Here is a 26416-nt window from a genome sequence, read left to right as displayed (position 1 = left end):
ATAAAAATAGAGGTGTTTTGTCTGGATAGATGTTAGAGGAAGGAGACCAAAGAACTGTGTTCAAACGGCTTAAGTAAATCACATAAGAAATCTTTTTTAACACAGATTACACCAATTTTAACAGATTATTTTTTGAATGGGAAGAGGAAACTCAGTAACAACTATTATATACTGTCGTGTATTAAAAATAGAGGTGTTTTGTCTGGATAGATGTTAGAGGAAGGAGACCAAAGAGCTGTGTTCAAATAGGCGAAGCAAATCAAATAACGAGTCTTTTTTAACACAAATTACACCAATTTTCACAGATTATTTTTTGAATGGGAAGAGGAAACTCAGTAACAACTATTATATACTGTCGTGTATTAAAAATAAACAAAATGACGCAACAGATTGATATTAAATTACTTTTTACAATAATGCTCCTTTTGACTTTATGACGTTTAAACTTTCAACTTCCTTATTTCATCTATTTTCGCTGTGCCAAAATTATTCGGAAATTTTGTTTTTGGACTGTAGCTATAACTACCCGTACTGCATCATTTGTCTAAATACTGCGCCCGAAATGCTTACAACTTATGCTTCAGCAATCCCAGCAGGTATTCTCCGTAACCTGATTTCCTCAAAGGCTCGGCCAGATCTTTCAATTGTTGCTCACTAATGAAACCCTGTCTCCACGCAATTTCTTCAATACAGCCCACTTTCAATCCTTGACGCTCTTCAATAACCTGAACAAATTGTCCCGCCTGCATTAAGCTATTAAAAGTACCGGTATCTAGCCAGGCCGTACCTCTGCTTAAAATTCCTACTTTCAAAGCCCCTTTTTCCAAGTACACTTTATTTACATCAGTAATTTCATATTCCCCTCTAGCACTTGGCTTGATATTCTTGGCAATTTCCACTACTGAATTATCATAAAAATACAAACCGGGTACCGCATAATTTGATTTGGGTTCTAACGGTTTCTCTTCAATAGAAAGCGCTTTAAAATCAGCATCAAATTCGACTACACCGTATCGTTCCGGGTCTGAAACATGATACGCAAATACGACCCCACCTTTAGGATTGGTATTGGATTGCAACAATTCATCCATATTGGATCCAAAGAAAATATTATCCCCTAAAACCAAAGCTACGCTGTCTTTCCCTATAAATTCTTCTCCAATAACAAAAGCTTGCGCTAATCCATTAGGAATGGCCTGCTCCGCATAACTAAATTGACAACCAATTGAAGACCCATCGCCTAATAATTTTTTGAAATTAGGCAAATCATGAGGAGTTGAAATAATTAATATTTCATTGATTCCCGCCATCATCAAAGTAGACAATGGATAATAAATCATGGGTTTGTCATAAACCGGCATCATTTGTTTGCTCATGGCCAGCGTTAACGGATGTAAACGGGTCCCGGAACCTCCGGCTAATATAATTCCTTTCATATATTTTTTATTTTTTTGCCACAAAGGCACTAAATTTCACAGGTATAATTTTTAATCTAAAATAATTTATTTTTTTAACTAATACCTTACAAAGGAAGTTTTTTCTATAGTTAAATCTACATCAATTAAAAAAACGGACAACTGATCACTAAACAATGACCACTGATCACTGATCAATGACCACTAATTATACTGCTTCTCGTAATAATTTGCATACTCCCCCGAAGTAATATTATTCAGCCAGGTTGGATTTTCCAAATACCAATTTACGGTCCTTTCCAATCCTTGTTCAAAAGTAACCGATGGTTTCCATCCCAATTCTCTGTTTATCTTACTGGCATCAATAGCATAACGCAAATCATGTCCGGGACGGTCTTTTACGTACGAAATTAATTGTTCCGAAGTTCCGGACGCCCTTCCTAATTTCTCATCCATTATTTTGCAAAGCAATTTAACCAAATCAATATTTTGCCATTCGTTAAATCCACCAATATTATACGTATCATGGTTAACTCCTTCATGAAAAACCAAATCAATAGCTACCGCATGATCTTCTACAAATAACCAATCGCGGGTATATTTCCCGTCACCATAAACGGGTAAGGGTTTGTTTTGAATGATATTATTGATGAATAATGGAATCAATTTTTCAGGAAAATGAAACGGCCCGTAATTATTGGAACAATTGGTCAACACATAAGGCAAGCCATACGTTTCTCCATACGCTCTGACAAAATGATCCGAACTGGCTTTTGAAGCCGAGTACGGAGAATTAGGATCATACGCAGTAGTCTCCGTAAACAACCCTTCGGCACCTAAACTGCCATAAACCTCATCGGTACTGATGTGGTAAAAACGTTTTCCTTCGTAATTGCCTTGCCAAGTAGCCTTAGCCGCATTCAATAAATTCATCGTTCCGATAACATTTGTTTTCACAAAAGACAACGGATCGGTTATAGAACGATCCACATGAGATTCGGCAGCTAAATGCAAAACACCATCAAATTGATGCTCCGCAAACAATTGATCAATGAATGGCGCATCAACGATATCTCCTTTTATAAAAGTATAGTTAGGCGCTTTTTCAATATCAACAATATTTTCGAGATTCCCAGCATACGTGAGTGCATCCAAATTAACAATTTGATATTGCGGATACTTCTTTACAAAAAGCCGTACGACATGGGACCCAATAAAACCGGCCCCACCGGTGATTAGTATTTTTTTCATTTTTAGATTTTATTTTTAATTCGTTTTAACAAAACTTCCCTAAATTTATTTTTTGTTTCCCCCTGGCCCAGAGCGTGCGAAAAATAAAATTTAGTAAGTTTCTTTTTTGTTTCCCCCTCGCCTAGAGCGTGCGAAAAATAAAATTTAGTTAGTTTCTTTTTTGTTTCCCCCTGGCCTAGAGCGTGCGAAAAATAAAATTTAGTTAGTTTCTTTTTTGTTTCCCCTGTCCCTAAAGGGAGCAAAAAAGAAACACAAAATCCGATTTAAAATTAACAGGCTTTATTTAAATTACGTTTTGGATTTTCGGCTTCCTTTAAGGGTGGGACAAAACGGAAATTTTACACAACCCCTAACTCATAACCCACCTTTCATACAAACAGCTAAACTCTCTTTGTAATCCGGAACAACAATACCATAAACTCGTTTAATCTTGCTTTTATCCAATAAAGAAAAAGCTGGACGTTTGGCAGGTGTAGGATAAGCCGCTGAGGGAATTCCTTTCACTTCACAAGTATACCCACCAATTTCCTGGATTGCCAGGACAAAGTCATACCAGCTGATTTCTCCTTCATTCGAATAATTATAGATTCCGGCAATCCAGTCTGGTGCTGTTACAATAGTCATCATAGCCTGAGCTAAATCGGCAGCATAAGTAGGCGAACCAATCTGATCGTTAACCACACTGATCGTATCTCGTTCTTGTAATAATCGTTGCATGGTTTTTACAAAATTGTTCCCAAATCTGCTATACACCCATGAAGTTCTAATGATAATTGCATCGGGATTTGCTTTCAAACAAGCTAACTCTCCCGCTCTTTTGGTCGCTCCATACACATTAACAGGTTGCGTTAGGGCCTCCTCGCTCAATGCGACAGCTGATGTCCCATCAAAAACATAATCAGTAGAAATATGAATTAGTTTTACAGAATGATCTTTCGTATATTGAGCAATAATGGCGACCGCTAAATGATTAACAATATCCGCTAATTCGTGTTCTGTTTCCGCTTTATCAACGGCTGTATAGGCACCACAATTTAATATAAAATCTGGAGTAATTTCTTCTAATTGATTTTGTAAAATCGACAAATTATCCAAGGAAACTTGCGTTCTGTCTGCAAAAATCCATTCGAATTGGGAGTAATTATTAGACAATACCTTTAATTCCGAACCCAATTGCCCTTTGGCACCAGTAACTAGTATTTTTTTCATTTTTATTTTTTCAACGCCAAAAACATTTGGCATAAAAGATTCCGGTTACCCTTTTATATTTAATAAACCGACTGATCTACAAACTAACTTTATTTTTTAGCTAAAGCATCAGAAATTTACCTTGCTAATCTGGCTTTCAAACGTAATGATTAAAATTAACTCCTAATCTAATTGACAACTTTTAACGGTAAATTTTTAAACAATGAAACATTTTTTAAGACTTTAGGCAGTCTTAAATGGAATCGATCGTCACTCTGGGCTATTTCCTCTTTTGTAAAACAATTTCCCAATTTTGTTAATATGCGAAAGCAAATCAACATTTGATATTTTTCGTTTTAGAGACAAATCTATTTTATAAGGGAGTAATAAATCATCTAATGCATTCTCTATTTCTAAAAACTCTGGAAAAGTTAATGAATTCTCGATGATCGTCAAATCAATATCAGAACCTACTTTAAAATTCCCTTTAGCTCTAGAACCATAAATAACAACGCTATCAATTCCTTCATAGCTTGCAAAAACCTGATTTATTTTGTCTATATCTTTCTGTTTTAAGCCAAATTGTATCATTCTAAAATTCTTTCATTTTTTCTTTAAAAGAGACAAACAAATCGTAATACTGATTTAATATTCTGTCTCTAATATCGTTTGCTGTACTTACGTTATAAGTAAGCGTAGATTGGTTTCTACTTTTTATCATTTCCATCCATTGTGCCCCATCCTGAATCAATCCTTTTTGAAAGGCTTCTCTTGTAGCATCTCTAGACCCCGTGATAGTCGTATTTCCCTGGTATTCAAAATAATCTTTCATTACATTCCAAGCCAACTCATGTGTAAATTCAAAAGCTTGAATAAGCCCTAGTTCTTCCAATTCATTCAAATTACCTTTCGCTATGAATTTCTGCAACTGTCCCAGTGCTTTCAGATAATTTCCAAAACGTTGTTTACATCGAATATCTTCTTCCATATTTTAGTTCCATTTAAATTTTTTTTACTTTAATCGCCAAAAATATTTTAACTCTGTAACAAAAACTTTTCCGGAGCACTGCCACTGGTTAAACCAACAATCGTAATGCCCTTAACGTCTCCTTTGCAAACTTTACATGTAAAACCAAATTTTGATATAACCACAACTTTAAACCTAAAACCTAGCGCCCAAAACCTAACACCAATTTCAAAACTCCCAATCAATATCCTCAAAACTCGGCAAAACCAAATCCTTTTGAGAAACAATAACTTCATCAGGACTCACTTGCCAATCAATGGCCAAAGTAGGATCATCATACCGAATCCCCCTTTCGCTCTCCTTATGATACAATTGATCTACTTTGTATAGCACCGAAGCAGTTTCACTCAAAACCGAAAAACCATGGGCAAAACCGTGGGGAACCATCAATTGTTTTTTATTGGCTGCACTTAAAATCACACTAAAATGCTGTCCATAAGTAGATGAGTTTTTGCGTAAATCGACCGCCACATCAAGGATTTCTCCTTCAAGCACCCGCACCAATTTAGCTTGTGCAAAAGGATTAATCTGCAAATGCAATCCCCGAATCACCCCGCGTTTGGAGAAAGACTGATTGTCTTGTATAAATTGATAGGACATCCCATGTTCATGAAATTGAGCCTGATTGTAGGCCTCAAAAAAATAACCCCTCGAGTCTTCAAAAACTGTTGGGGTAATAAGTACTAAATCTTTTATATTTGTTTTTTCAATGGTCATATTGTAATTGTAATTTTATTTATTCTATCATTTAATTGTAAGTAAGTCGAAAGTTTAAAAGTCGTAAAGTCAAAAGAATTAACTTTAAGTAAAACAGCTTTAAATCAGATTTTTACATGATTTTATCCTGATTTTAAAATACAACATTATACCAGGGTTATTACTTAATACAGAAAACCAAACAACCATAAGGGTATTTTGTTCTGAAAACCATACTCAATATCGTCTGCGGCGATATAGGAATTTTCGATACCTTCAATTTGTTTCATCGACTTATCCTTTCCTCCAATTTCAAAAGAATATAAATCATTTACAAAAAAATCAGTTTTTTCGTGATGGCTCAACTTATTTTTATACCCCAATTGATTTGCAAAAAAGGTCTCTCTAGCCTTACCAATAGTAGCTTTTGAAGGAGAAAGTGTAAACATTAAATTTGTGTTTTCTAAATAAATCTTAGCTGGTTTTTGCAATTTCACACTTCCTTTAGCTTCTTTTTGCAAGTTAATGGTCAAACCTACTTCTTCCAAATAATGTAGATAAGTCATTAAAGTAGTTCTATTTATACCAATTTTATCACTTAAATTACTCACATTAGGTATAAAAGGAACCGATTCAGAGATTATAGCCAACAATTGTTTGATTTTTGGAACAAAGCCCAAATCAACACCTCGCAATAAAGGTAACTCAATTTTCATTGTGGGATATTCTTTTATATCATTACGAATCCTACTAAAACCAATAAAAGATTACAGTAGTTTATTTTCAATCGAATTTATTGCACTAAATGGAATTGCCGTAATAGAATTGCTCCTTTTTTGAACCAAGTCACCCCCATAAATCACATATCCCCCTTCTTTCTGAGCTAGTTTATTCCAATAAACAACTCCTTTAAAATAATCAATGGTTATTGTTTGCCCTGATTTTATCTCAATAGGAATTATATCCATCCCATTATCAATAATCAAGTCTATTTCTTTCCCTAAATTATCTCTCCAAAAATAAAGGTTATTGGTCTTGGCTTTATTAAATCTACTTTTAAGAAAATCAACAATAATCAAATTTTCAAAAAGCGCACCTCTAAATGGATGAACGTCAATTTGCTCACTATTTTGAATTCCCAATAAGGCAGACGCTAATCCCGTATCATAGAAATATAATTTAGGCATTTTTACAACTCTTTTGTTAAAATTAGAGTGATACGGTTGTAAACGGAACACTACAAAACTAGCTTCCAAAACACTAATCCAAGAACTAATCGTCTTTGTATCAACACCTATTTCTACCGCCAAACTATTCATATTCAACAACTGACCAATTCTACCAGCACATAATCGCAAGAATTTTTCAAAAACCACCAAATTGGTTATATTCTTAATCAGCCTAACGTCTCGCTCAATATATGTTCTAATATAATTTGAATACCACTGCGTAGTATCAACAGTGTCATTATATAACGAAGGATAGCAACCTTTAAAAATAGTCTGGCTAATAGTACGCTCCTTATCACCTATTTCGTGCAAAGTCAGTGGTAACAGATTAAGATAACCCACTCTTCCTGCTAAGCTCTGAGATATGCTTTCCTGCAACAAAAAATTATTTGAACCCGTTATAATAAATAAACCTTTTACAACTGATTCATCAAGGATTTGTTGCAAATAGGAAAAAATATCTGGAACTCTTTGCGCCTCATCAAATATTGCTCCATTGGGATAGTTTGACAAAAAGCCTCTTGGGTCTTCAATAGCAAACAAACGAATGTCGGGATTTTCAAAACTCACATACTCCTTGTCTTTAAAAATCCACCGTACCAAGGTAGTCTTACCAGACTGTCTCGGTCCAACCACGGCAACTGCTTTAAACTGCTTTGCCAAAGCTATAATTTCTTTTTCTGCTTCTCTACGTATCATTCTACAAATCTATACAATTACGGAATCAAATTCCATAATTGTATAGATTTTTTTAATCTGCGCCAATCTGCGTGAAATTTTTTTAACGCATCGGCGTGAAACTTTTCTATTTAAAACAATCAATATCAAATCGATATTCATCTTGAATTTCTCCTAACAAATAATCTCCCATGACCAATAATTTTGCTCCTTCCTTGAGTGCTTGAATACTACTTACGTACCCTTGAGGAATATGGAGAATATCAAGTGTTTCAGCATTTATTTATAATAAAAGAGAGTGATTTTAACTTTTTGGAAGGATTCTCCCAATTATCAATGGCAATCAATTCAATTTTAAAACTACCTTGTACAACAGAAAACCACCGTTGCTCTGTGCGGTGTCCTTACCACCCACGAACAAATGTGGTTTTGCTATTTTCTATGAGATAAATTCTTTTTATAGCCGTTGCATCAAAAGAATTATTAAATCGAAGGGTACCTCTAGTATCAGAATGATTTCCTCCTATAATTATTTTTGAAATTATTTTATTGGCAGTTGCAAATAGAACGTATTATTTGTCATCATAATGAAATCTACATTGAATAATAATACATTTTTGATCAATCCCTTTTGTTCCTTTTATGGAATAAACTAATCTATGTTCACCCGTAATTCTTCTTGACCAAAATCCTTTTAACCCAAACTTTAAAGGTTCTGGTTTTCCAATCCCTTTAAAACAATTTTGCTTAATTGATTTTATTAACCCTTTAATTTTATCAAGTACATCAGCATCATTTTCTATCCAGTAAGTAAAATCTTCCCAACCATGACTTGTAAATTCGATATTCATATGAAGATAATATTTGTTTTTGTCGTTCTCGATAGCTGTCGGGAGGAATCGCCATTCTTCATTCCAGTTTGTGATTTAGAATCATTGCGATTTTATGATTTTGTAAATTCTATTAATCTAATGAATAGGGAATTGTTTCTCCTTCCTTTAGTTGACCAATAGATTCTTGAAGTCTATTCCTATTACTCTTGGTGGATAACAGATGCTCTGTTTCCAAAAGTGAATTATATTCTTGAATTGACATAATGACAACCGCTTCATTCTCTTTATTTCTAGGAACTACAATTACTTCCATCGATTGAGAAACATAATCAAAGTATTCTTTCATCCCTTTTCTTAATGCTGAAATTGTTATCGCTTTCATAATTTATTTATTTTTTACAAATGTACAAAAAAATGTACTTAATATTGTACCACTTAACAATGTTTTATTTACGGGGATATCTGGATATTTTTACACGCCGATTTTCGCAGATTCTTTAAAATCTTTAAAAAATAGGCGCTAATCTGCACTTTTTTAATCTGCGCCAATCTGCGTGAAATTTTTATTTAGAAATTAGTTACGTTGTTTAAAAAAAGCATGGACAACTGCCGAAATCCGCTCCCTGTCTACATTCGTCAAATTAGAACCGGAAGGCAGACACAACCCCTTTTCAAATAAAGTTTCAGCAACTGTACTTCCATAGTATGGGTACTTCTCAAAAATAGGCTGTAAATGCATTGGTTTCCACAGAGGACGACATTCAATATTAGCTTGCTCGAAAGCCAACCGTAAAGCTTCTCTATTAATTCCTTTCGCTGCATTAGGTTCCACCACAATGGAACTCAGCCAGTAATTAGCAAAACAATCATCTTTTGGAGGTTCAAAAACGGTTACTGTTGCAATATCCTTGAATAAATCAACATAAAAAGCATGCATTTTTCTTCTCAAAGCCACATGGTCGTCTAAAACTTCCATTTGACCGCGGCCGATACCAGCACAAATAGTACTCATTCTATAATTATACCCTATTTCACTGTGTTGGTAATGTGGTGGATCATCCTTCAATCGTTCTTTTTTGCAAATCGATTACTGTTTTTTATTTTTCTCTTGCAAAACCTGTTTTGCATTCAATCCTGTTACAACTTTTTTACCTGTTCTAGCTTCCAATTCTTGAAGAGCTACTTTAGCAACGTTTCCCCCCTGTTGAGCCACTTTTTGACTCTCTTCAAAACTTTTAGGATTTACGGCTTGCGAAATATCTTTGGTAGAAGCCTCCGCTAGCATATTCAAAATCAATTCTGTATTAGTCATATTGTCCCGCAGATTTTCCTTTTTCAATCCCTTCAAAATTTTATACTCTTTAGTAGTTTTATCCGACCAAGCTTTGGTAATAATATCGGTTAATGTTGCAAACTGAATTCCTTCTTTCAGCCCTTTGTTTTTCCATTTACCCTGTGGGATAGTAAACATCCAACAGGGTGAATCGGTCAGTTCTTTTCGGATTTCAATACTTTTCAGTCGTTGATTGATCCAACTTTCCGAATAACCCAATTGCAAATACTGTTCTAAGGCGCGATCGATCGTCAGTTCAGGATCTTGCATCTCATCCAAACGTTCTGATGCTATTTGTGCCAACCAAAGTTTAAAAGGTTCCGCTGTTGGTGAAGGTATCGATTGTATCAGTCTGAAAAGCTGCTCGGTATCTGCCACATCAGTTTTATAAAACTTTCCATCGGCAGATTGCATTTTCAGTTGTACGATATCCTCGTACAACTGGCTCCCTTCCTTGGACAACTTCTTTTTTAAATCCGTCCAATACCTTCTAGGGATTGTACTATCGGTTAGTACAAGAATAACATCCACTATAGAAAAATACCATTTCTCTTGTTCAGAATCCCAAAGGGTGCGCACTTTTTTTTCTTCAAATAACTGTAAAGCTTGGCGTTGTGTCATACTCTATATTTTTAAAAGTTTACTTTTACAAAGATCGTATATCCGTTATTTGCATACTTATCAACTTTCAGTTTCGAACTGACAATAGCTAACAGATAACTACAAACCGAAAACCCTTCTCACTACCCCGGCAATCCGCTCCCTCTCCTCATTCGTCAAATTAGAACCGGAAGGCAAACACAATCCGTTTTCAAATAAAGTTTCAGCAACTGTACTTCCATAGTATGGGTACTTCTCAAAAATAGGCTGTAAATGCATTGGTTTCCACAAAGGACGACATTCAATATTGGCTTGCTCGAAAGCCAAACGCAAAGCTTCTCTATTAATTCCTTTCACTGCATCAGGTTCCACCACAATGGAACTCAGCCAGTAATTAGCAAAATAATCATCATTTGGAGCTTCAAAAACGGTTACTGTTGCAATATCCTTGAATAAATCAACATAAAAAGCATGCATTTTTCTTCTCAAAGCCACATGATCGTCTAAAACTTCCATTTGACCGCGGCCGATACCAGCACAAATATTACTCATTCTATAATTATACCCTATTTCACTGTGCTGGTAATGCGGCGCATCATCTCGCGACTGGGTCGCAAAAAACACAGCTCTGTCTTTCAACTCCTTTGTTCGAGTAACAATAGCACCACCTCCGGAAGTGGTAATGATTTTATTTCCATTAAAAGATAGAACTCCAATATCTCCGAAAGTACCGCATTTTTGTCCCTTATAACTGCTCCCTAATGCTTCCGCACTGTCTTCCAGAATTGGAATACCATATTTATCCGCTATTGTTCTAATTTCATCAATTTGATACGGCACGCCATACAAATGCACTGCAATAATCGCTTTAGGCGTTTTTCCTGTAGCAATTCGGTCTACAATAGCTTCTTCTAAGGCAATCGGGCATAGATTCCAGGTGTCCGTTTCACTGTCAATAAAAACAGGAATTGCTCCTTGATACAATATAGGATTAGCCGAAGCCGAAAAAGTCATACTCTGACAAAGCACTTCATCACCTGCTTGAACTCCTAATAAAATCAGACCTAAATGTATCGCTGCCGTACCCGAACTTAAAGCTCCGACTTGAGATTGATTCCCTAGACAGGATTCTAAATCGTGTTCCAAACCGTTTACATTAGGCCCTAGTGGCGCAACCCAGTTGGTATCAAAAGCCTCATTTACAAATTTTTGTTCGTTACCTCCCATGTGTGGGGACGAAAGCCATATTTTTGGATTATTCATATTTTATTGTTTTTACCCTAGCCCATATAAATATTAGTGGTATACATATTCATTCTATTATTCCGATTAATTCTTTTAAACTATTTATTATTTTTATTGGCAAATACTCAGGTGGCAAATCAAAATTTTGTTGATGAATATTTAATCCTTTATCCTTTAAACACACAGTACTCCATCCTAATCTATTAGGAGAAATAAAATCTTTTTTTGGATTATCAGCTATATAAAAATATTCTTCTGCCTCAATTTCAAAAAAATTTTTATAATTTTCTAAAGTGGGTTTTTCACTTCCAAACTCTTCCGAAATAATAATTTTATCAAAAAAACTTATTATACCAATTGCTGCGAGTTTATTCCTTTGAGTAATAGATCTTCCATCAGATATTAAACCTAAAAAAAAGCTTTTTTCTTTACAATAATTTAAAACTTCAATTACACCCTCATTTAGTTCTATTGACGGAAAATGATTTCGATAAATAGTTAACAATTCATCTTTAAGTATTAAGGGATATATAAGTAGTAATTCTTCAAAAACATTTTTACCTTCTTTATAACAAAGAACCATATAATTATAAATAGAAGTAGCATTATCCGGGTCAATAAATTTCGAAATTTCTCTAAATGCAGAATTTAAGAAATTGATTTCATATATAAGAGTATCATCCAAATCAAAAACAATAGCTTTTTTATACTTCATAATTATGGACTAAAATCTCATCATCGTAACGAAGCATTAACAAATTATTCTCCCATCCTTTGAAGTAAGGTATGTCTTCGTGCAATAAATATTCTTTTATTAACCATTGCGGAAAGTTAGCCCCAGCTAAATAGCTTAATGGATATCCTCCTCCGAAACGTGGGTTAATTTCAATCCCGATGATTCTTTTGGTTATTGGATTAAAGAAAAACTGCATAGTCAAACATCCTATTGCTCCTTCAATTTTAGAAAGTTTAGATTTTACAAACGTTTTTATTTCATTTTTCTGGGTAACCCCTTTGTTTATCTCACCACTTCTCACAAAAATGCGCTTACGTGGAACAACACATTTCAATTCATTATTTTTATCATAATAAGCATCTACTGTGTATTCGTCATTCTCCAAATTATCGATATACTCCATAAACATCAATTTACTATTAGACAAATGATATTCTGTTAACTCAGAATCATTTTTTACCACAAAGATATCCCTGCTTAAACTCCCATCATAAGGCTTTATAAACAACGGAAACGACGGTCTGTTTTTATCAATAGCTTTTGGAATATCTATCCCGTTTTCCAGAAAAAACTCATTACTAATTCGTTTGTCCCTACATTTTTGAATAAATTTAAAGTCCGAAACTATTGGAATTATCCCATTCTGAATAAATAAATCCTTATTTTCAGATAAGATCAACAACTCTGTATCAATAGTAGGAATTATCAACTTAATCCTTCTCTTTAAACAAATTTCCAACAAATCCTGTATATAATTCTCATCCGTTACCTTTGTTATGGAATCATATCCGTCAGAAACGTGACAAGCCGGGGCTAAAATTGGATTTAAATCAACAGTGTAAACTTTTGCAGTCTCACTTATTTTTTTTATTTCTTTTTGAAACGCTCTAACCAACGAAACACGTTGTCCTGCTGAAGTTAATAAAATATTCATATCCTTAATTTCCTTTAAAATTTTCCATTGTTGCTTGACCTACTTGACTAATCCCATCAGACTTAAAAACTTTTTTTAAGGTTAAAAAAAATATTTTTAAATCCAACATGAAAAACAAATGATCCACATACCATACATCATGCTCAAATTTTTCATCCCATGATATGGAGTTTCGTCCATTGACCTGAGCCCAACCCGTAATTCCAGGTTTTACATCGTGACGTCTTTTTTGTACTTCATTGTACAAAGATAAATATTCAGGAAGTAAAGGACGTGGTCCTACAAGGCTCATTTCTCCTTTAATTACATTAAGCAATTGTGGGATTTCATCCAAGGAAGTTTTTCGGACAAATTTACCAATTTTTGTTAAACGATGTTCATCAGATAATAAATTCCCTTCACTATCTTTTTTATCATTCATGGTTTTGAATTTGATGATTTTAAAAATCACCCTGTCTTTTCCGGGACGCATTTGAAAAAAAAAGGGTTTCCCCTCATTGGCGAAATATAACCCTACTGTGACCAAAAGGAACAACGGACTTAAAAAAAGCAGTCCAGTTAACGCTCCAATGAAGTCAATGATTCTTTTAAAAAAGAATTTATACATTTTCTATTTTGTTTTTAATCAGCTGATACGAATGAGTAACAGTGTATTCTCGTTGTAATAAATTCCATGCATTTTCCTGCATTTTATAAAAGGCTTCATCATTGGAGACTATTTTATTTATTGCGCTTTGCATGCTCTCACTATCTCCAGATAAAACTGAATACCCACAATTATTTTTTTTAATAATACTCCCAATATCTGTATTAGAATCAGTAGCAGTAATTACAGGCATTTTCATTTCTAAATACGACAACAATCGAGAAGGAAAATTAGGGATTTTAAAGTCTTGATGCAAAAAAATCATTCCAACATCACAAACCTTTAAAAGCTTGTCATAATCTTGCTTTGGTAATCCTGATACTAACATTGCATTTTTAGGTCGCTTATTTTGAAACCATTTATAAATTCGGTTAAACTCGGTACCAGATCCTACTATTAAAAAAAATACGTTTGGATTAATCGTTGAAATTATTGTTTCTAACAAAAAATCGAGCCCTTGGGGTTTTCCTAGATTTCCGCCATACACTATTATTTTTCGAGAAAAAGGCAAGCCATATTTCTTCCTGATTTTTCGCTTCTCTTCTGCTGTTTGTACCGTCTCTATTGGAGCTATCGAATTAGGATTAACCTCCACTTTTTCCTGAATTATTGTTGGATTATGGTCTATTATATACTTCTTGTTCGCCTCGGACATACAGCCTATTGTATCTGAAAGTTCATATAGTCTGCGTTCTTTTTTTAGAAAAAACTTGTGTAACGCACCTCCTTCTTTTAACATTTTCATATCCACCGCATTCTGAGGAAAGATATCTTTTAATAACAAATAGGAGTAAGCATTATCTCTTTTTTTAACAAAATCAATTACTTTCGAAAAAGTAATCGGTGGTGTGGAATACAAAATCAAATCAAATTTTATGGTCGAAAAATATTTTTTAATAGCATTTAAATACTGATATTCAATCGCTAATGTACCAATCCCTTTTTCTACAATATTCGTTTTTTGAAGATTAAAAGTACGGACATTCAAGATACTCACTCCATCCTTGGTTGAAAGGTGAGTCTTTTTTTTATCTCTGCGTTCGGAAGGGCTCACGACAAAAACATTATGTCCTTCTTCTTTGAATTTACGAAGCAAGTCCGTGTAAATCCCTCGCTCCTCCAAGGATTTAATTTTAACTAATGTCAAAAAAAGGATATTCATATTACTGTCTTAAATGGATTCACTCCAAACTACTCTCTTCACATAATCCGTATAACTCAAAATAATCCGTACCATTTTTTCCGAAACATTGGGCATTGAATAATCAGATACAGGTCTAAAATTACGTTCAGCACCTCTTTTTTGGGTTTGTAATTGCGTTAATCCCTGCATGATTCTTTCCGGGTTCAACCCCACCATCATTACAGAAGCTTCTTCCATGGCTTCAGGACGTTCGTGGGCATCGCGGATATTCAAGGCTGGAAAATTTAATGTAGAAGACTCTTCTGATATGGTTCCGCTATCTGATAAAACGGCATACGACTTCATTTGCAATGCATTGTAATCATTAAAGCCCATTGGTTTCAGGAATTGGACTTCCGGACGCATGACAATTTGTTTGGAATCAATCATCTTTTGAGTCCTCGGATGGGTACTCACAATAATTGGATAGCCATATTTTTCAGCAATCAGATTTAAACTATCCATTAATCCCTTGAAATTTTTTTCGTTATTGATGTTTTCTTCTCTATGAGCCGAAACCACAAAATATTTGTTTTCTTCTAAATGCAACGTATTTAAAATCCCCGAAGCATTAATATCCGACAAATAATGATTCAAAACCTCATACATCGGAGAACCGGTTTTGATGATTCTATCCGCAGGTAATCCTTCTCTCAATAAATACTCTCGTGCAATATCACTGTATGTCAAATTTATATCAGACACATGATCTACAATTTTACGGTTCGTTTCCTCCGGTACTCTTTGGTCAAAACAACGGTTACCAGCCTCCATGTGGAATATAGGAATATGACGTTTCTTTGCAGGAATAGCACATAAACAACTATTTGTATCTCCTAAAACTAAAAAAGCATCCGGTTTTTCAGTCTCTAATAATGGATCAATTTTTATTAAAATCTGTCCGATGGTTTCAGTTGCGGTTGCCCCCGCTGCGTTCAGAAAAAAATCGGGCTTACGTATACCTAAATCATCAAAGAAAATTTGGTTGAGTTCATAATCATAATTTTGTCCGGTGTGAACTATAATATGCTCAATAGCCTCCGAAGCGTCTAAGGCTGCCATTACTCTGGATAATCGTATAATCTCAGGACGGGTTCCTACTACCGTCATTACTTTTAATTGTTCTTTCATTTCTTATTAGTTCTCGCAGATCTCATAGATTTCCGCCGATGTTTACTTTGATTTAATTAAAAATCATTTACTATTCTTTTTATATTTTCTGTTATATTTTCACAATTAAAATTAACTAATATACCGACTTTCTTTCGTGACAATTTTAGATAAGTTAAGAGTTGCTTAAAATGTAATTTACATAAATCTTTCACAGATTTGATTTCAATAATAACTTTTTCCTCCACCAATATATCTAGTCTAAATCCAATTTCTAAATTGATACCGTCATACAATACTGGAAGTACAACTTGACTTTTAACTTCAAGGTTATGCTTTTTAAGTTCATAAAGCAAAGCAGCTTCGTAAACAGACTCTAACAATCCTGGACCTAGATTTTTGTATACTAAAAATATACATCCTCTAATTTTATAGGTAATATCATTTTCTTCTATAAAACTAAAATTTAATATTCTGCGAAGATCTGCGGAATCAGCGTACAAACAAATTACACATTCTCAAAATACGTATCTGGATCATTCGGGTCATAAAATTCATTAATCCAAAAATTGGTATAAAGAATCTCTTCCCCAATATTTTTTATATTATGAGCGTACCAAATAGGCATGTCTACATACGCAGGTTCATCTCCATCTAAATAGAAATCCAATACTTCATCAGTACCTATACGACGCAATTGAATTAAGGCTCTCCCTTTAATTACTGCAAAACGTTCGATTTTGCGGGTATGATAATGATTTCCTCTCGTAATTCCGGGAACGGTAGTAGAAAATGATACCTGCCCACCAACTCCTAATCGAATGATTTCTACAAAAGATCCTCTAGGATCTGTATGCTCGACAAATTTTACTGGAAAATGAGTTGCAATATCCATATAACAACGAAATGTATTGAACAAATTCAGTTCAAATGCAGTATTGATAGTAGGAATTACCCCGTTGTCTTGGTATTGCTCTTTATAGGTTTCCAGCAACGATAACAGTTGAGAAACTTTAGATTCCGAAGTATGAGGAATAACAATTTCTGATTTACTTTCTCCTCTCTTAATTTCTGAAAGAATCGCATCAACCAATTCTCCCACATAAATTAACTTCATATCCCCATCCACTTCAATAGTAGGAGTATCATTATGGGATAATTTATGGCAAAATGTAGCTACCACCGAATTGTAATTGGGATGACCAAAAGGTCCAAAAACATTAGGAATAATCATTCCAGTGAATTTTCCTCCTGCCTTTTCAGCCCAATACATCATTAACTCCCGTCCTTCTTTTTTAGATTTTCCATACAGGTTATCTCTTTCTTCTTGGGTAGAAGAGGAAAATAAAACATGTGCTTTAGAACTTGTAACTTCAAGAGCCTTTATTAATTTCTGAACTAAACCAATATTCGTATCATAAATAACTTGAGGGTCATTATGGCGGTTCATTGCAGCTAAATGGACAATAACATCACATTGAGCAACAAATTCATTTAGCTTATTTTCATCAGCAAAATACTCTTTTTGAAAATCAATTCGCTGGAATTCTACTGGGAATAACCCTAAAGTATTGTATAAATGCGTCCCGACAAAACCTGCCTGTCCTGTTATTCCTATTTTAATCATAATTATATTTTCTAATTGATTTCACACTGATAATAGCTGATCTAGCTACATACAGATTCTTACTAATTTCAAAAAATTAAAAAAATCTGTGTAAAACTTTTCTATTTAAAATAATCAATATCAAATCGATATTCATCTTGGATTTCTCCTAACATATAATCTGCCATGACCAACAATTTAGCTCCTTCCTTGAGTGCTTGAATACTACTTACGTATCCTTGAGGAACATGGAGAACATCAAGTGTTTCAGCATTTACAATAAAAGAGAGTGATTTTAACCCTTTGGAAGGATTTTCCCAATTATCAATGGCAATCAATTCAATTTTAAAACTACCTTGTAAAACAGAAAACCACCGTTGCTCTGTGCGGTGTCCTTGCCACCCACGAACAAATGTGGTCTCCTTATTTTCTATAAGATAAATCTTTTTTATAGCCGTAGCATCAAAAGAATTGTTAAATCGAACTGTACCTCTAGTATCAGAATGATTTCCTCCATTTATTATTTTCGGAACCATATTGTTTTTCGATTGATAATTATTAATGTCAATATCTGCTGTCTGGAATTTGTTGTCAGATTACTGAACACTAAAAACTGACTACTGAACACTAATTTTACTCGGGCATTTGAGCTACATCTTCTCCAAAAATTTCTTTTCTGATTAACGGTAATGTTGCCAGTAATTTTTTCATTCCCTCTACGCCTTGTTGTTCGGTATTATGAGAATGATAATCTTCTATTATAGAAACGTCTTGTTCTCCTTCCGAAAAATATTGTGCATAATTCAAATCCCGGTTATCGGCTGGAATTCGGTAGAAATCCCCCATATCCTCAGCTTTAACCATCTCTTCACGCGTACACAAGGTTTCATACAATTTTTCCCCATGACGAGTCCCTATAATCTTGATTTCAGTATCAGCATTACAAAGTTCTTTCAGGGCTTGTGCCAAATCACCTATTGTTCCCGCAGGGGCTTTGTTCACAAATAAATCGCCTGGATTACCATGCTCGAAAGCGAACAATACTAATTCTACAGCTTCATCCAATGACATTAAAAAACGAGTCATATTCGGATCCGTAATCGTGATTATTTTGCCTTCCTGAATTTGTTTTAAAAATAACGGAATCACGGAACCTCTGGAAGCCATAACATTCCCATAACGAGTTAAACAAACTGTTGTTTCAGATAAATTTCTGGACGCTGCCACAGCCACTTTTTCCATTAATGCTTTAGATATTCCCATCGCATTAATAGGATAAGCTGCTTTATCTGTACTTAAACAAATTACTTTTTTAACTTTATTGGCACCTGCAGCATCAATTACATTTTGAGTCCCAAAAACATTTGTTTTAGTCGCTTCCAAAGGAAAAAACTCACAGGAAGGTACTTGTTTTAAAGCGGCAGCATGAAAAACATAATCTACCCCTCGCATCGCACGCTCTACACTATTATAATCACGAACATCTCCGATGTAAAACTTAAGCTTGTCATTCTTCAACTGATTACGCATATCGTCTTGTTTCTTCTCATCACGAGAAAAAATACGAATTTCTTTAAAATGATCTGTGTGAAGGAAACGGTTTAAAACCGCATTACCAAAAGAGCCTGTGCCACCAGTAATTAATAAGGTTTTATTTTTCAACATATTAATCTAAAATTATATTTTTAAAATATTTTGCCCTAGAACTTCTAGAAAAATTATCTATTACAAATTGTTTGTTCTTTTCTAATTGCTTTGCATCAATAAATTGTTCATTTTCCAACTCATCAAAAAACATAACTGCATCATAATATTCATTAAAATCCTTTATTAGGTATCCACCATCACCAATCGTATCTTGTAAGCCTCCATTACCTGTATGAAAAACAAAATTATTCAACATCATTGCTTCTATAACCGCTATTCCAAAGCCCTCATATATAGATAATTGCATATAATACTTACTTCTACTTAATAAATTTATTTTATAGTTTTCATCAATATTACCCGTAAATATGACAGAATCTTCTAAGCCTTCTTTTTTAATTATTCCTTTTAGATAGTCACTTCCTTCACCAAAACTACCAATTAGGTATAACTTATAATCTTTATGATTGGCTTTAATTTTTTTAAATAGATGGATCGTTTTATCAACACCTTTCCTTTTAACATTTGAAATTGTTGACATCCAACATATTGTAGTAATTATATTCTCTTTTTCAAAGGAATTTGCAAAATTATAATCTACAACATTAATAGAGTGTGGCGAATACGACAGTTTCGAAGAAGACATTTTTGGAAACTTTTCCAATACTTTAATTACATTAATGAAGTCCCCCTTTGAAACAATATTACAACTATCTGAAAACAAATAATTTATCTTAAAAAAAAATCGAAAAACAGCACGTCGCTTTTTATTTAAAACAATGTTTTTACTTAATTCATCTATACCACCTGTATATATTACCTTTTTAAAAAACAAACGAGCAAATAAAGCAGGTATTAATGATTTCTTGTAAAAATATAAAAAAGCAACATCATATTTCCAAAATTTTAAAAAAGGAATATATCTATTAGTACATATTACAGAAAACCCAGCTTCTTCAAGAACTTTTACATCCTCTACATAAAACCCTGTCAATTTAAATAACTTATAATCTTTTACAGAAGAATAAAAAAGAACTCTTTTCATGATATTAATCTTTCTTTATTATTTCCAACATACTTTCAACCCAATTAAAACTTAATTCCTCTCTTCTAGTTTTACATTTTTGTTTTACAGTTTCATAATTACTTTTATTAAGTAATTTTTCAATTTTAATTCTCAAATCATCTACATTTAATTCAAACAACAATTCTTCAAATAACAAAACTTCTGGAATCCCACCTTTCTTTGAACCTAAAACCGGAATTTCATAATAGAGAGCTTCTAAAATTGTATTTGGAAAGGAATCTGCCACAGAGGGTACCACAAGTAAGTCAGAATTGCATAACATAGGAAGCGGAAAATTTTGGTAACCTAAAAATTCTATATTTGAATGCTCTTTATAATCTTTCTCATAAATTAACAACTTATCTCCTCCACCAATAATTCTTAGAATACATTTTTCCTTTAAAATCGTACTTTTCGTAAAAGCTTCTAATAAAAAAAATAATCCCTTTCGACTATCACTTATATTCCCAATAAAAGAAATAATAAACTTACCATCACGATCCTTATTTCTATCTTCATAATCCGAAATGGCTTTTATCCACGAAGGATTAATATTATTAGGTATAATATCCGTTTTAGCATCTAAATCACCTGATAAATTTCGATGTCTTAATTTTAAAACATCAATATCGTAATTGCACTGTACAATAATTTTTTTTGCATATTTCAATACAATAGACTCGGAAATTCTGTAAAATTTAATGAATAAAGAGTTTACTAATCTATTTTTATTATTATCCTCAAATGCGATATTTCTGTAATTAATAAAATCCTGCCAAACTATAAAACACATGTTCTTAAAACCATAAAATTTCATCTGAATTCCATAAGGCACATCTATTCCTACAGATCTATCATACTTAATTCCCCTAAGTCTTTCCGTCACAAATCTATAATTAATTATAAAATTGATTAGTCCTAAAGGTAAAATTGATTTTTTTATTTGTTTTATCTCAAAATGTTGAATATTTGTCTTTTTAGAAATAAAGTCAGATTTTGGTGAAAACAAAACGACTTTTATTCCCTCATTAACAAAACCTTCTATTAATTCTAATAGTCGTCGCGTCCCACCTGTAATTTCATGACTTTCAAAGTCGTGATGTGAGAAAAAAATTATTGTAAACTCAGAATTATTCATATTAAGGTGATTATATGATAATATATAAAATAAGATTTAAAAGAATTATTGAAACTAACGCTAGACCCAGTAAATTAAATGTTTCTTTTAGTATGAATCTAACTGTAAAACCAAAATTTGCGATCTTAAAATTTATAATATGTAATACTAAGATAGATAATGGAGCGATTAAATCTATTCTATGTCGATAATTAAACAAAGTTCCCCCTAAAACAATATGTCCGACTATACAAATTATAAAAACTAAAATTGAATTCCCTTTAATATATTTTATATTTTTTAATATGTACCCCCATAAAAACAAGTAAGAAACACCCGCTATAGAAATAAAAATTTCATACGGGAATATCATTTCTTGCATAAATATAGTATACGTTGGAAAAGGAAGGAAAAAATATAAAATTGAATACACTATTATTCTGACAGGAAGAGGCATTGCTAAAATCTTTCCTCCAATCCCTCCTTTAGAACTATTATCGAGTTGTAATTCCATGAAGTCTATGTAGAGAGTACCATAATTAATATATAAATAAAAAAATAGTAATGAAATAAAAAGTATTCCAAATATAAGTAAGGAATATTTTTTTAATATAGTTCTTTGATTAATGAAGATTTTCCTAGCATTGAAAATAAATACAGATAAAAAAACAATAAATAAAATTTCAATTCTTAAGTTGAACAACATAAAAAAGGAAAAAAGCAAAAATATATACTTATAAACACCTTCTAACTTTAAATAACTAAAACATATTAATCCTAAAAAGAAAGTCAAAAATAATTCTCTTTCAAGAGTAAGTGCGAACCCAAAAAAAGATGGCTCGAATAAAGCAAATAATATAAAAATACAAGCTAATGGTTTTTTATCTAATGTCAACATTTTAGAATATAAAAGAACCAATAATGCAACAATAATTAAATTACTACAAAGTAAAATTTGATAATTCACATCTATATTCAAAAAATTTAAGACTTTAACATAACTTATCAAGTAAATAGGGTACCCTTTATAGGCTAATAGATCAAATCCAGAATTCAAATCATTTATAGATAATTTACTTGCTATATCATAAAACATCACAGAATCAAAAGCAGTAAACTGAAATCCTGAACGCATATTCTGTAAATTCGGAAAAAACAAAACAACAATCAAAAAAGACATTAAGAAAAAACCGAAAAAAAGTGATGACAATAAAAATTTATATGACATACATATTGAATGAAAAATTAGTTTTTATTATTTTATTTTTAAAAATTTATTAATAATAACTGAAACTAAAAATAAAAAAGATTTATGCATTAATAAAATATTATGTTTTCCCATCATAGATATGATCTCTATTTTTATTTTAAATGGTGAACGGAAAATCATTATTAAATAATTTTTTTCATGTAAATAGTAATTTTTAACCATACAAATTACATTTGATTTTTTATAGTTTGAGATTTTTAGTAATTCCAAAATTGTATACGGAACCATCCATGTAAAAACAGACAAAGATTCCTTTTTCCAAGTTGTATCCGACAATTTATCTAATACGTATACTTTATCTTCTATATAAACATTATCAATTGATGATAAAAAAAAAAACAATAAAGGATCAGTAATCCTTGATTTTCTATTAATATTTAATAAGGGTTTAAGCAACTCAGTTCTATATATTCCAGCTGACATAAACATACATGATGTTTTATTCTTATTAAAGAAATCTACTGCAAAAGTATTATTATTCTGAACAAAACCTGATAATCCCATCAAATTAATAGTTGAAAAGGAGTTAGAAATGTTATCATAGAATGATTTATAGTTCATAAAAACATAATTAACGTTTTTTAATTTAATATTTTTTATTACAACATCTAATACACCATCAATTAAAACATCATCATCCCCTAAAAACCATACATATTCGGAATTAACCTTTTGCAACAGACTATAAAAATTACCAATTAACCCAAGATTTTTTTTATTTAAAAATAATTCAAATTGAGGATTATTCTTATGAAAATAAATAAGTTTTTCTCTATGTTTCATGTCAGAAAAATTATCCGAAACTTTAACATCAATTAAATTATTAATTGATTTTAATTCTTTTAACACAAAAGACAATTGATTAATAACATATTCACTTCTATTATATGTAGGAATACAAATTGTAAGTAATTTTTTATTCATTGTGCCAAACCTTTTTCTTATTTATAAATGTATATCGAGACCAGATAAAAGCTAAAATTGTCAACAGCATATAACCTGAAGTAATACCTATAACACCGAAATAACGCCCTAAAACGATTGTAGATAAGGAGCAAAATATACCCATAACTATACTTTGCAAAAGCATAGGTTCTTTTTTATGACAACGGAGATATGTTGCCCAAGAAGTTACAAAGTGATTAAGCATAATTGGAACAATCATAAATAGCATAGGTAAAAATGGCAGGAAGCGATCACTAAAGTTTTTATCTCCAATTTTTATATTTAAATGGTTCAAAAAAAATAAAAAAAATAAAAAAACTGTTAAGATAAATACGTTTAGTAATGTTGACTGGATAAGTGTTTTATTAAATAAATGATCCAATTGTTTATAATCTTTTTTAGCAATTAAATCAGAAAAAATAGGCACTTTTGTAGAAATCCAACTAAACCCTAATGAAAAAACAGCATTTAAAACAGTCAATGTCATTCCCATTTGTCCGGCAACAATAGCACCTTCTGTAGCAAATAGCACAGGGTTAAAAAGTTGAAAAATAAAATAACCACTAATCCAGCTCAATGCTATTTTCCATTGAAATGGAAAAATTTCTAAGCGATAATTGACTTCCCATTCTCCAACTTTGTTCCAAATAAACTTAAGTAATCTTATTTTAGAACCTAATAAAATCCATATTGGCACTATAAAAAATGCTATGATAGCGGCTATCGGAGTAGAAAAAAGTTTATACCCTAACAAAAAAAACAACAAAACTAATAAAAGTTGAACTACTTGTTGTATCATTCTAATTTTCGCAACTTCTTTTATTTGTCCCAATCCTTCAAAAAAAGCTAGTATTGGTGAAATCATCAACGATAAGGAAGTTGTAATAGATAAAATAACCCAAGGGATTTGCCAATTTACACCTATATTAGCGCTACCAAATTTGGCAAAAAAAACATAGCCTGCTAACAACAAACCACTTAATAACAAAATCGCAATCACACCAAACCATTTTATGGTAAACCTTAATAAAGAAGCTAATCGTGAACATGATTCAGCTAAACCTGTAAAACTAGTTTTGTCTTTCCAGATCAAATTAGAATTTTCATGGGCTACGAACTGGGTAATTATATTTGACAATCCAAGTTCGAAGAAAATCTGGATGGCTAATATACTTCCAAAAGTATAATAATATCCTTGTTCTACTTTAGTTAGACATTTGGCTATAAAAACAAGTGTAATCACGCCTCCTCCAGCCTGAATCATCCTTGATAAAATTGTAAAAGCAATAGCCCCATCCAAGCCTATTTTCCTAGAAATACTTTTTAATAAATCTATCACATTAAGAGTTTAAATATTCCCTTATTACATCAGCTATATAATCATAATGTGTTTCGTTTAAACCCGGCCAAACCCCTAGCCAAAACGATTGATTCATGATCGTATCCGTATTAGTCAAATCGCCTACGACACGGTGTTCTATATTAGCATAAGCCGGTTGGCGCAATAAGTTCCCTCCAAACAACAAGCGAGTACCAATTTTTTTCTCTTCAAGATGTTGTACTAGCATGTGACGGTCAGCCGCATCACCTTCTCTAAGCGTCAATAAGAAACCAAACCAAGAAGGATCGGAATTTGGTGTTGGTTCTGGAAGGATAAAGACCTCTTCGAATTCTTTCATACGTTCGTACAAAGCAGCATAATTTTCCTTACGTCTTTGCACAAACCCATCTATCTTTTTGATTTGCGATACCCCAAATGCCGCTTGCATATCGGTCACTTTAAGATTAAATCCAATATGAGAATAGGTATATTTATGGTCATAACCATAAGGTAAAGTTCCTAGCTCTTGCCCGAAACGACACCCACAAGTATTGTCTTTACCTGGTTCACAATAACAATCTCTTCCCCAATCACGGAAACTTTCGGCTAACTTAGATAATACTGGATTGTTAATCAATACCGCTCCTCCTTCTCCCATAGTGATATGGTGTGCAGGATAAAAAGAGAAAGTGGAAATATCTCCAAAAGTTCCTGTTTTTTGTCCTTTGAAAGTCGCTCCAAGAGAATCACAATCATCCTCTATTACCCATAGATTGTATTTTTTAGCAACACGCATTACTTCATCCAAATCGAAAGGATTCCCTAATGAATGGGCAATCATAATCGCTTTTGTCTTTGGGCTTACTGCTACTTCCAGCATATCCGCTTTCACATTGTGCGTAGCAATATCTATATCTATAAAAACAGGAATTGCCCCAAACTGAATGATTGGGTTTATGGTAGTAGGGAAACCAGCGGCTACCGTTATCACTTCATCACCTGGCTTGATGGCACGTTCTCCTAATTTTGGAGAAGTCAAAGCGTAAAAAGCCACCAAATTGGCTGATGAACCCGAGTTTACCAATAAAGCTCTATGTGCACCGAAATATTTTGCAAAATCTTCTTCGAATTTATTGGCAAAGCGACCTGCAGTCAACCAACCATCTAAAGCGGCATCGACTCCCATTAAAATATCTTCTTCATCTAACACTTTACCAGTAACCGGGATGTAATTTTCTCCGGCAATGATCACCTGTGTCGATTTCTTTTTGGCTATTTCTCTTAAACTGTTTAAGAGAGTGACGTCTTTTAAATTTTGTAACATATAAAATTATTTTAAA

Annotated in this window: 28 protein-coding genes; all 28 read right to left on the bottom strand. The window is 32.8% G+C overall.

Annotated features, from left to right (window positions below):
• Nucleotides 1-566: 566 nt before the first annotated feature.
• The 28 genes from rfbA to rfbH all read right to left on the bottom strand — a co-directional run bounded on the left by rfbA (nucleotide 567) and on the right by rfbH (nucleotide 26400).
• The gene (gene rfbA / locus EKL98_RS06295) at nucleotides 567-1436 is read right to left on the bottom strand and encodes a glucose-1-phosphate thymidylyltransferase RfbA (protein WP_126461242.1); all 870 of its coding nucleotides are present in this window, start codon (nucleotides 1434-1436) and stop codon (nucleotides 567-569) included.
• Between the two features lie 183 nt (nucleotides 1437-1619).
• Nucleotides 1620-2666, bottom strand: a complete 1047-nt coding sequence (rfbB, locus tag EKL98_RS06290; RefSeq protein ID WP_126461250.1) for a dTDP-glucose 4,6-dehydratase — start codon at nucleotides 2664-2666, stop codon at nucleotides 1620-1622.
• Between the two features lie 354 nt (nucleotides 2667-3020).
• Nucleotides 3021-3875, bottom strand: a complete 855-nt coding sequence (rfbD, locus tag EKL98_RS06285; protein ID WP_126561822.1) for a dTDP-4-dehydrorhamnose reductase — start codon at nucleotides 3873-3875, stop codon at nucleotides 3021-3023.
• A 249-nt stretch (nucleotides 3876-4124) separates the two neighbouring features.
• Complete coding sequence (locus EKL98_RS06280) at nucleotides 4125-4445, bottom strand: nucleotidyltransferase domain-containing protein (RefSeq protein ID WP_126561821.1); 321 nt, start codon at nucleotides 4443-4445, stop codon at nucleotides 4125-4127.
• A 1-nt stretch (nucleotide 4446) separates the two neighbouring features.
• Entirely contained in the window at nucleotides 4447-4842 is a 396-nt protein-coding gene (locus tag EKL98_RS06275) for a nucleotidyltransferase substrate binding protein (protein ID WP_126561820.1), read from the bottom strand.
• A 207-nt stretch (nucleotides 4843-5049) separates the two neighbouring features.
• A complete protein-coding gene (gene rfbC / locus EKL98_RS06270) occupies nucleotides 5050-5598 on the bottom strand; it encodes a dTDP-4-dehydrorhamnose 3,5-epimerase (RefSeq protein ID WP_126561819.1) in 549 nt (182 codons plus the stop codon).
• A gap of 164 nt (nucleotides 5599-5762) precedes the next feature.
• Nucleotides 5763-6293: an ATP-binding protein gene (locus tag EKL98_RS06265; RefSeq protein ID WP_126555276.1), complete on the bottom strand. Its 531-nt coding sequence runs from the start codon at nucleotides 6291-6293 to the stop codon at nucleotides 5763-5765.
• A gap of 51 nt (nucleotides 6294-6344) precedes the next feature.
• A complete protein-coding gene (locus tag EKL98_RS06260) occupies nucleotides 6345-7505 on the bottom strand; it encodes an ATP-binding protein (RefSeq protein WP_126555279.1) in 1161 nt (386 codons plus the stop codon).
• Nucleotides 7506-8056: 551 nt separating this feature from the next.
• Entirely contained in the window at nucleotides 8057-8335 is a 279-nt protein-coding gene (locus tag EKL98_RS06250; protein WP_126561818.1) for a Txe/YoeB family addiction module toxin, read from the bottom strand.
• A gap of 112 nt (nucleotides 8336-8447) precedes the next feature.
• Nucleotides 8448-8699, bottom strand: a complete 252-nt coding sequence (locus tag EKL98_RS06245; protein WP_126461271.1) for a type II toxin-antitoxin system Phd/YefM family antitoxin — start codon at nucleotides 8697-8699, stop codon at nucleotides 8448-8450.
• Nucleotides 8700-8891: 192 nt separating this feature from the next.
• Nucleotides 8892-9383, bottom strand: coding sequence for a DegT/DnrJ/EryC1/StrS family aminotransferase (locus tag EKL98_RS06240; protein WP_317125166.1), 492 nt, complete (start codon nucleotides 9381-9383; stop codon nucleotides 8892-8894).
• Between the two features lie 21 nt (nucleotides 9384-9404).
• Nucleotides 9405-10271 carry a BRO-N domain-containing protein gene (locus tag EKL98_RS06235; RefSeq protein WP_126561817.1) on the bottom strand — a complete coding sequence of 289 codons (867 nt, stop codon included), beginning with the start codon at nucleotides 10269-10271 and terminating at the stop codon, nucleotides 9405-9407.
• A 99-nt stretch (nucleotides 10272-10370) separates the two neighbouring features.
• Nucleotides 10371-11513: a DegT/DnrJ/EryC1/StrS family aminotransferase gene (locus EKL98_RS06230; RefSeq protein ID WP_126561816.1), complete on the bottom strand. Its 1143-nt coding sequence runs from the start codon at nucleotides 11511-11513 to the stop codon at nucleotides 10371-10373.
• A 49-nt stretch (nucleotides 11514-11562) separates the two neighbouring features.
• Nucleotides 11563-12210, bottom strand: coding sequence for an HAD family hydrolase (locus tag EKL98_RS06225; protein ID WP_126561815.1), 648 nt, complete (start codon nucleotides 12208-12210; stop codon nucleotides 11563-11565).
• Nucleotides 12200-13165, bottom strand: a complete 966-nt coding sequence (locus tag EKL98_RS06220) for an ATP-grasp domain-containing protein (RefSeq protein ID WP_126561814.1) — start codon at nucleotides 13163-13165, stop codon at nucleotides 12200-12202. Before EKL98_RS06220 ends, EKL98_RS06225 begins: the two co-directional genes overlap by 11 nt.
• A 4-nt stretch (nucleotides 13166-13169) precedes the next feature.
• Complete coding sequence (locus EKL98_RS06215) at nucleotides 13170-13772, bottom strand: sugar transferase (RefSeq protein WP_126561813.1); 603 nt, start codon at nucleotides 13770-13772, stop codon at nucleotides 13170-13172.
• Entirely contained in the window at nucleotides 13765-14973 is a 1209-nt protein-coding gene (locus EKL98_RS06210; protein ID WP_126561812.1) for a glycosyltransferase family 4 protein, read from the bottom strand. Before EKL98_RS06210 ends, EKL98_RS06215 begins: the two co-directional genes overlap by 8 nt.
• 9 nt (nucleotides 14974-14982) lie before the next feature.
• The gene (gene wecB / locus EKL98_RS06205) at nucleotides 14983-16125 is read right to left on the bottom strand and encodes a non-hydrolyzing UDP-N-acetylglucosamine 2-epimerase (RefSeq protein WP_126561811.1); all 1143 of its coding nucleotides are present in this window, start codon (nucleotides 16123-16125) and stop codon (nucleotides 14983-14985) included.
• A gap of 56 nt (nucleotides 16126-16181) precedes the next feature.
• Nucleotides 16182-16559, bottom strand: a complete 378-nt coding sequence (locus EKL98_RS06200) for a GxxExxY protein (protein WP_126561885.1) — start codon at nucleotides 16557-16559, stop codon at nucleotides 16182-16184.
• Between the two features lie 53 nt (nucleotides 16560-16612).
• The gene (locus tag EKL98_RS06195) at nucleotides 16613-17731 is read right to left on the bottom strand and encodes a polysaccharide biosynthesis C-terminal domain-containing protein (protein WP_126561810.1); all 1119 of its coding nucleotides are present in this window, start codon (nucleotides 17729-17731) and stop codon (nucleotides 16613-16615) included.
• Between the two features lie 101 nt (nucleotides 17732-17832).
• Nucleotides 17833-18246, bottom strand: a complete 414-nt coding sequence (locus EKL98_RS06190) for a WxcM-like domain-containing protein (RefSeq protein WP_126561809.1) — start codon at nucleotides 18244-18246, stop codon at nucleotides 17833-17835.
• A 97-nt stretch (nucleotides 18247-18343) separates the two neighbouring features.
• Nucleotides 18344-19375 carry a polysaccharide biosynthesis protein gene (locus EKL98_RS06185; RefSeq protein WP_126561808.1) on the bottom strand — a complete coding sequence of 344 codons (1032 nt, stop codon included), beginning with the start codon at nucleotides 19373-19375 and terminating at the stop codon, nucleotides 18344-18346.
• Between the two features lies 1 nt (nucleotide 19376).
• The gene (locus tag EKL98_RS06180) at nucleotides 19377-20402 is read right to left on the bottom strand and encodes a glycosyltransferase (RefSeq protein WP_126561807.1); all 1026 of its coding nucleotides are present in this window, start codon (nucleotides 20400-20402) and stop codon (nucleotides 19377-19379) included.
• 4 nt (nucleotides 20403-20406) lie between these two features.
• On the bottom strand, nucleotides 20407-21561 hold the full coding sequence (locus EKL98_RS06175) for a glycosyltransferase family 4 protein (protein ID WP_126561806.1): 1155 nt from the start codon (nucleotides 21559-21561) through the stop codon (nucleotides 20407-20409).
• 10 nt (nucleotides 21562-21571) lie between these two features.
• Nucleotides 21572-22768 carry a hypothetical protein gene (locus tag EKL98_RS06170; RefSeq protein WP_126561805.1) on the bottom strand — a complete coding sequence of 399 codons (1197 nt, stop codon included), beginning with the start codon at nucleotides 22766-22768 and terminating at the stop codon, nucleotides 21572-21574.
• Nucleotides 22769-22795: 27 nt separating this feature from the next.
• Entirely contained in the window at nucleotides 22796-23734 is a 939-nt protein-coding gene (locus tag EKL98_RS06165) for a glycosyltransferase (RefSeq protein WP_126561804.1), read from the bottom strand.
• Nucleotides 23727-25094 carry an MATE family efflux transporter gene (locus EKL98_RS06160; RefSeq protein ID WP_126561803.1) on the bottom strand — a complete coding sequence of 456 codons (1368 nt, stop codon included), beginning with the start codon at nucleotides 25092-25094 and terminating at the stop codon, nucleotides 23727-23729. Before EKL98_RS06160 ends, EKL98_RS06165 begins: the two co-directional genes overlap by 8 nt.
• A gap of 1 nt (nucleotide 25095) precedes the next feature.
• The gene (gene rfbH / locus EKL98_RS06155) at nucleotides 25096-26400 is read right to left on the bottom strand and encodes a lipopolysaccharide biosynthesis protein RfbH (protein WP_126561802.1); all 1305 of its coding nucleotides are present in this window, start codon (nucleotides 26398-26400) and stop codon (nucleotides 25096-25098) included.
• Nucleotides 26401-26416: the final 16 nt, after the last annotated feature.

The sequence above is a fragment of the Flavobacterium bomense genome, from assembly GCF_003970355.1.
This window is presented reverse-complemented; position numbering and strand designations above follow the sequence as displayed.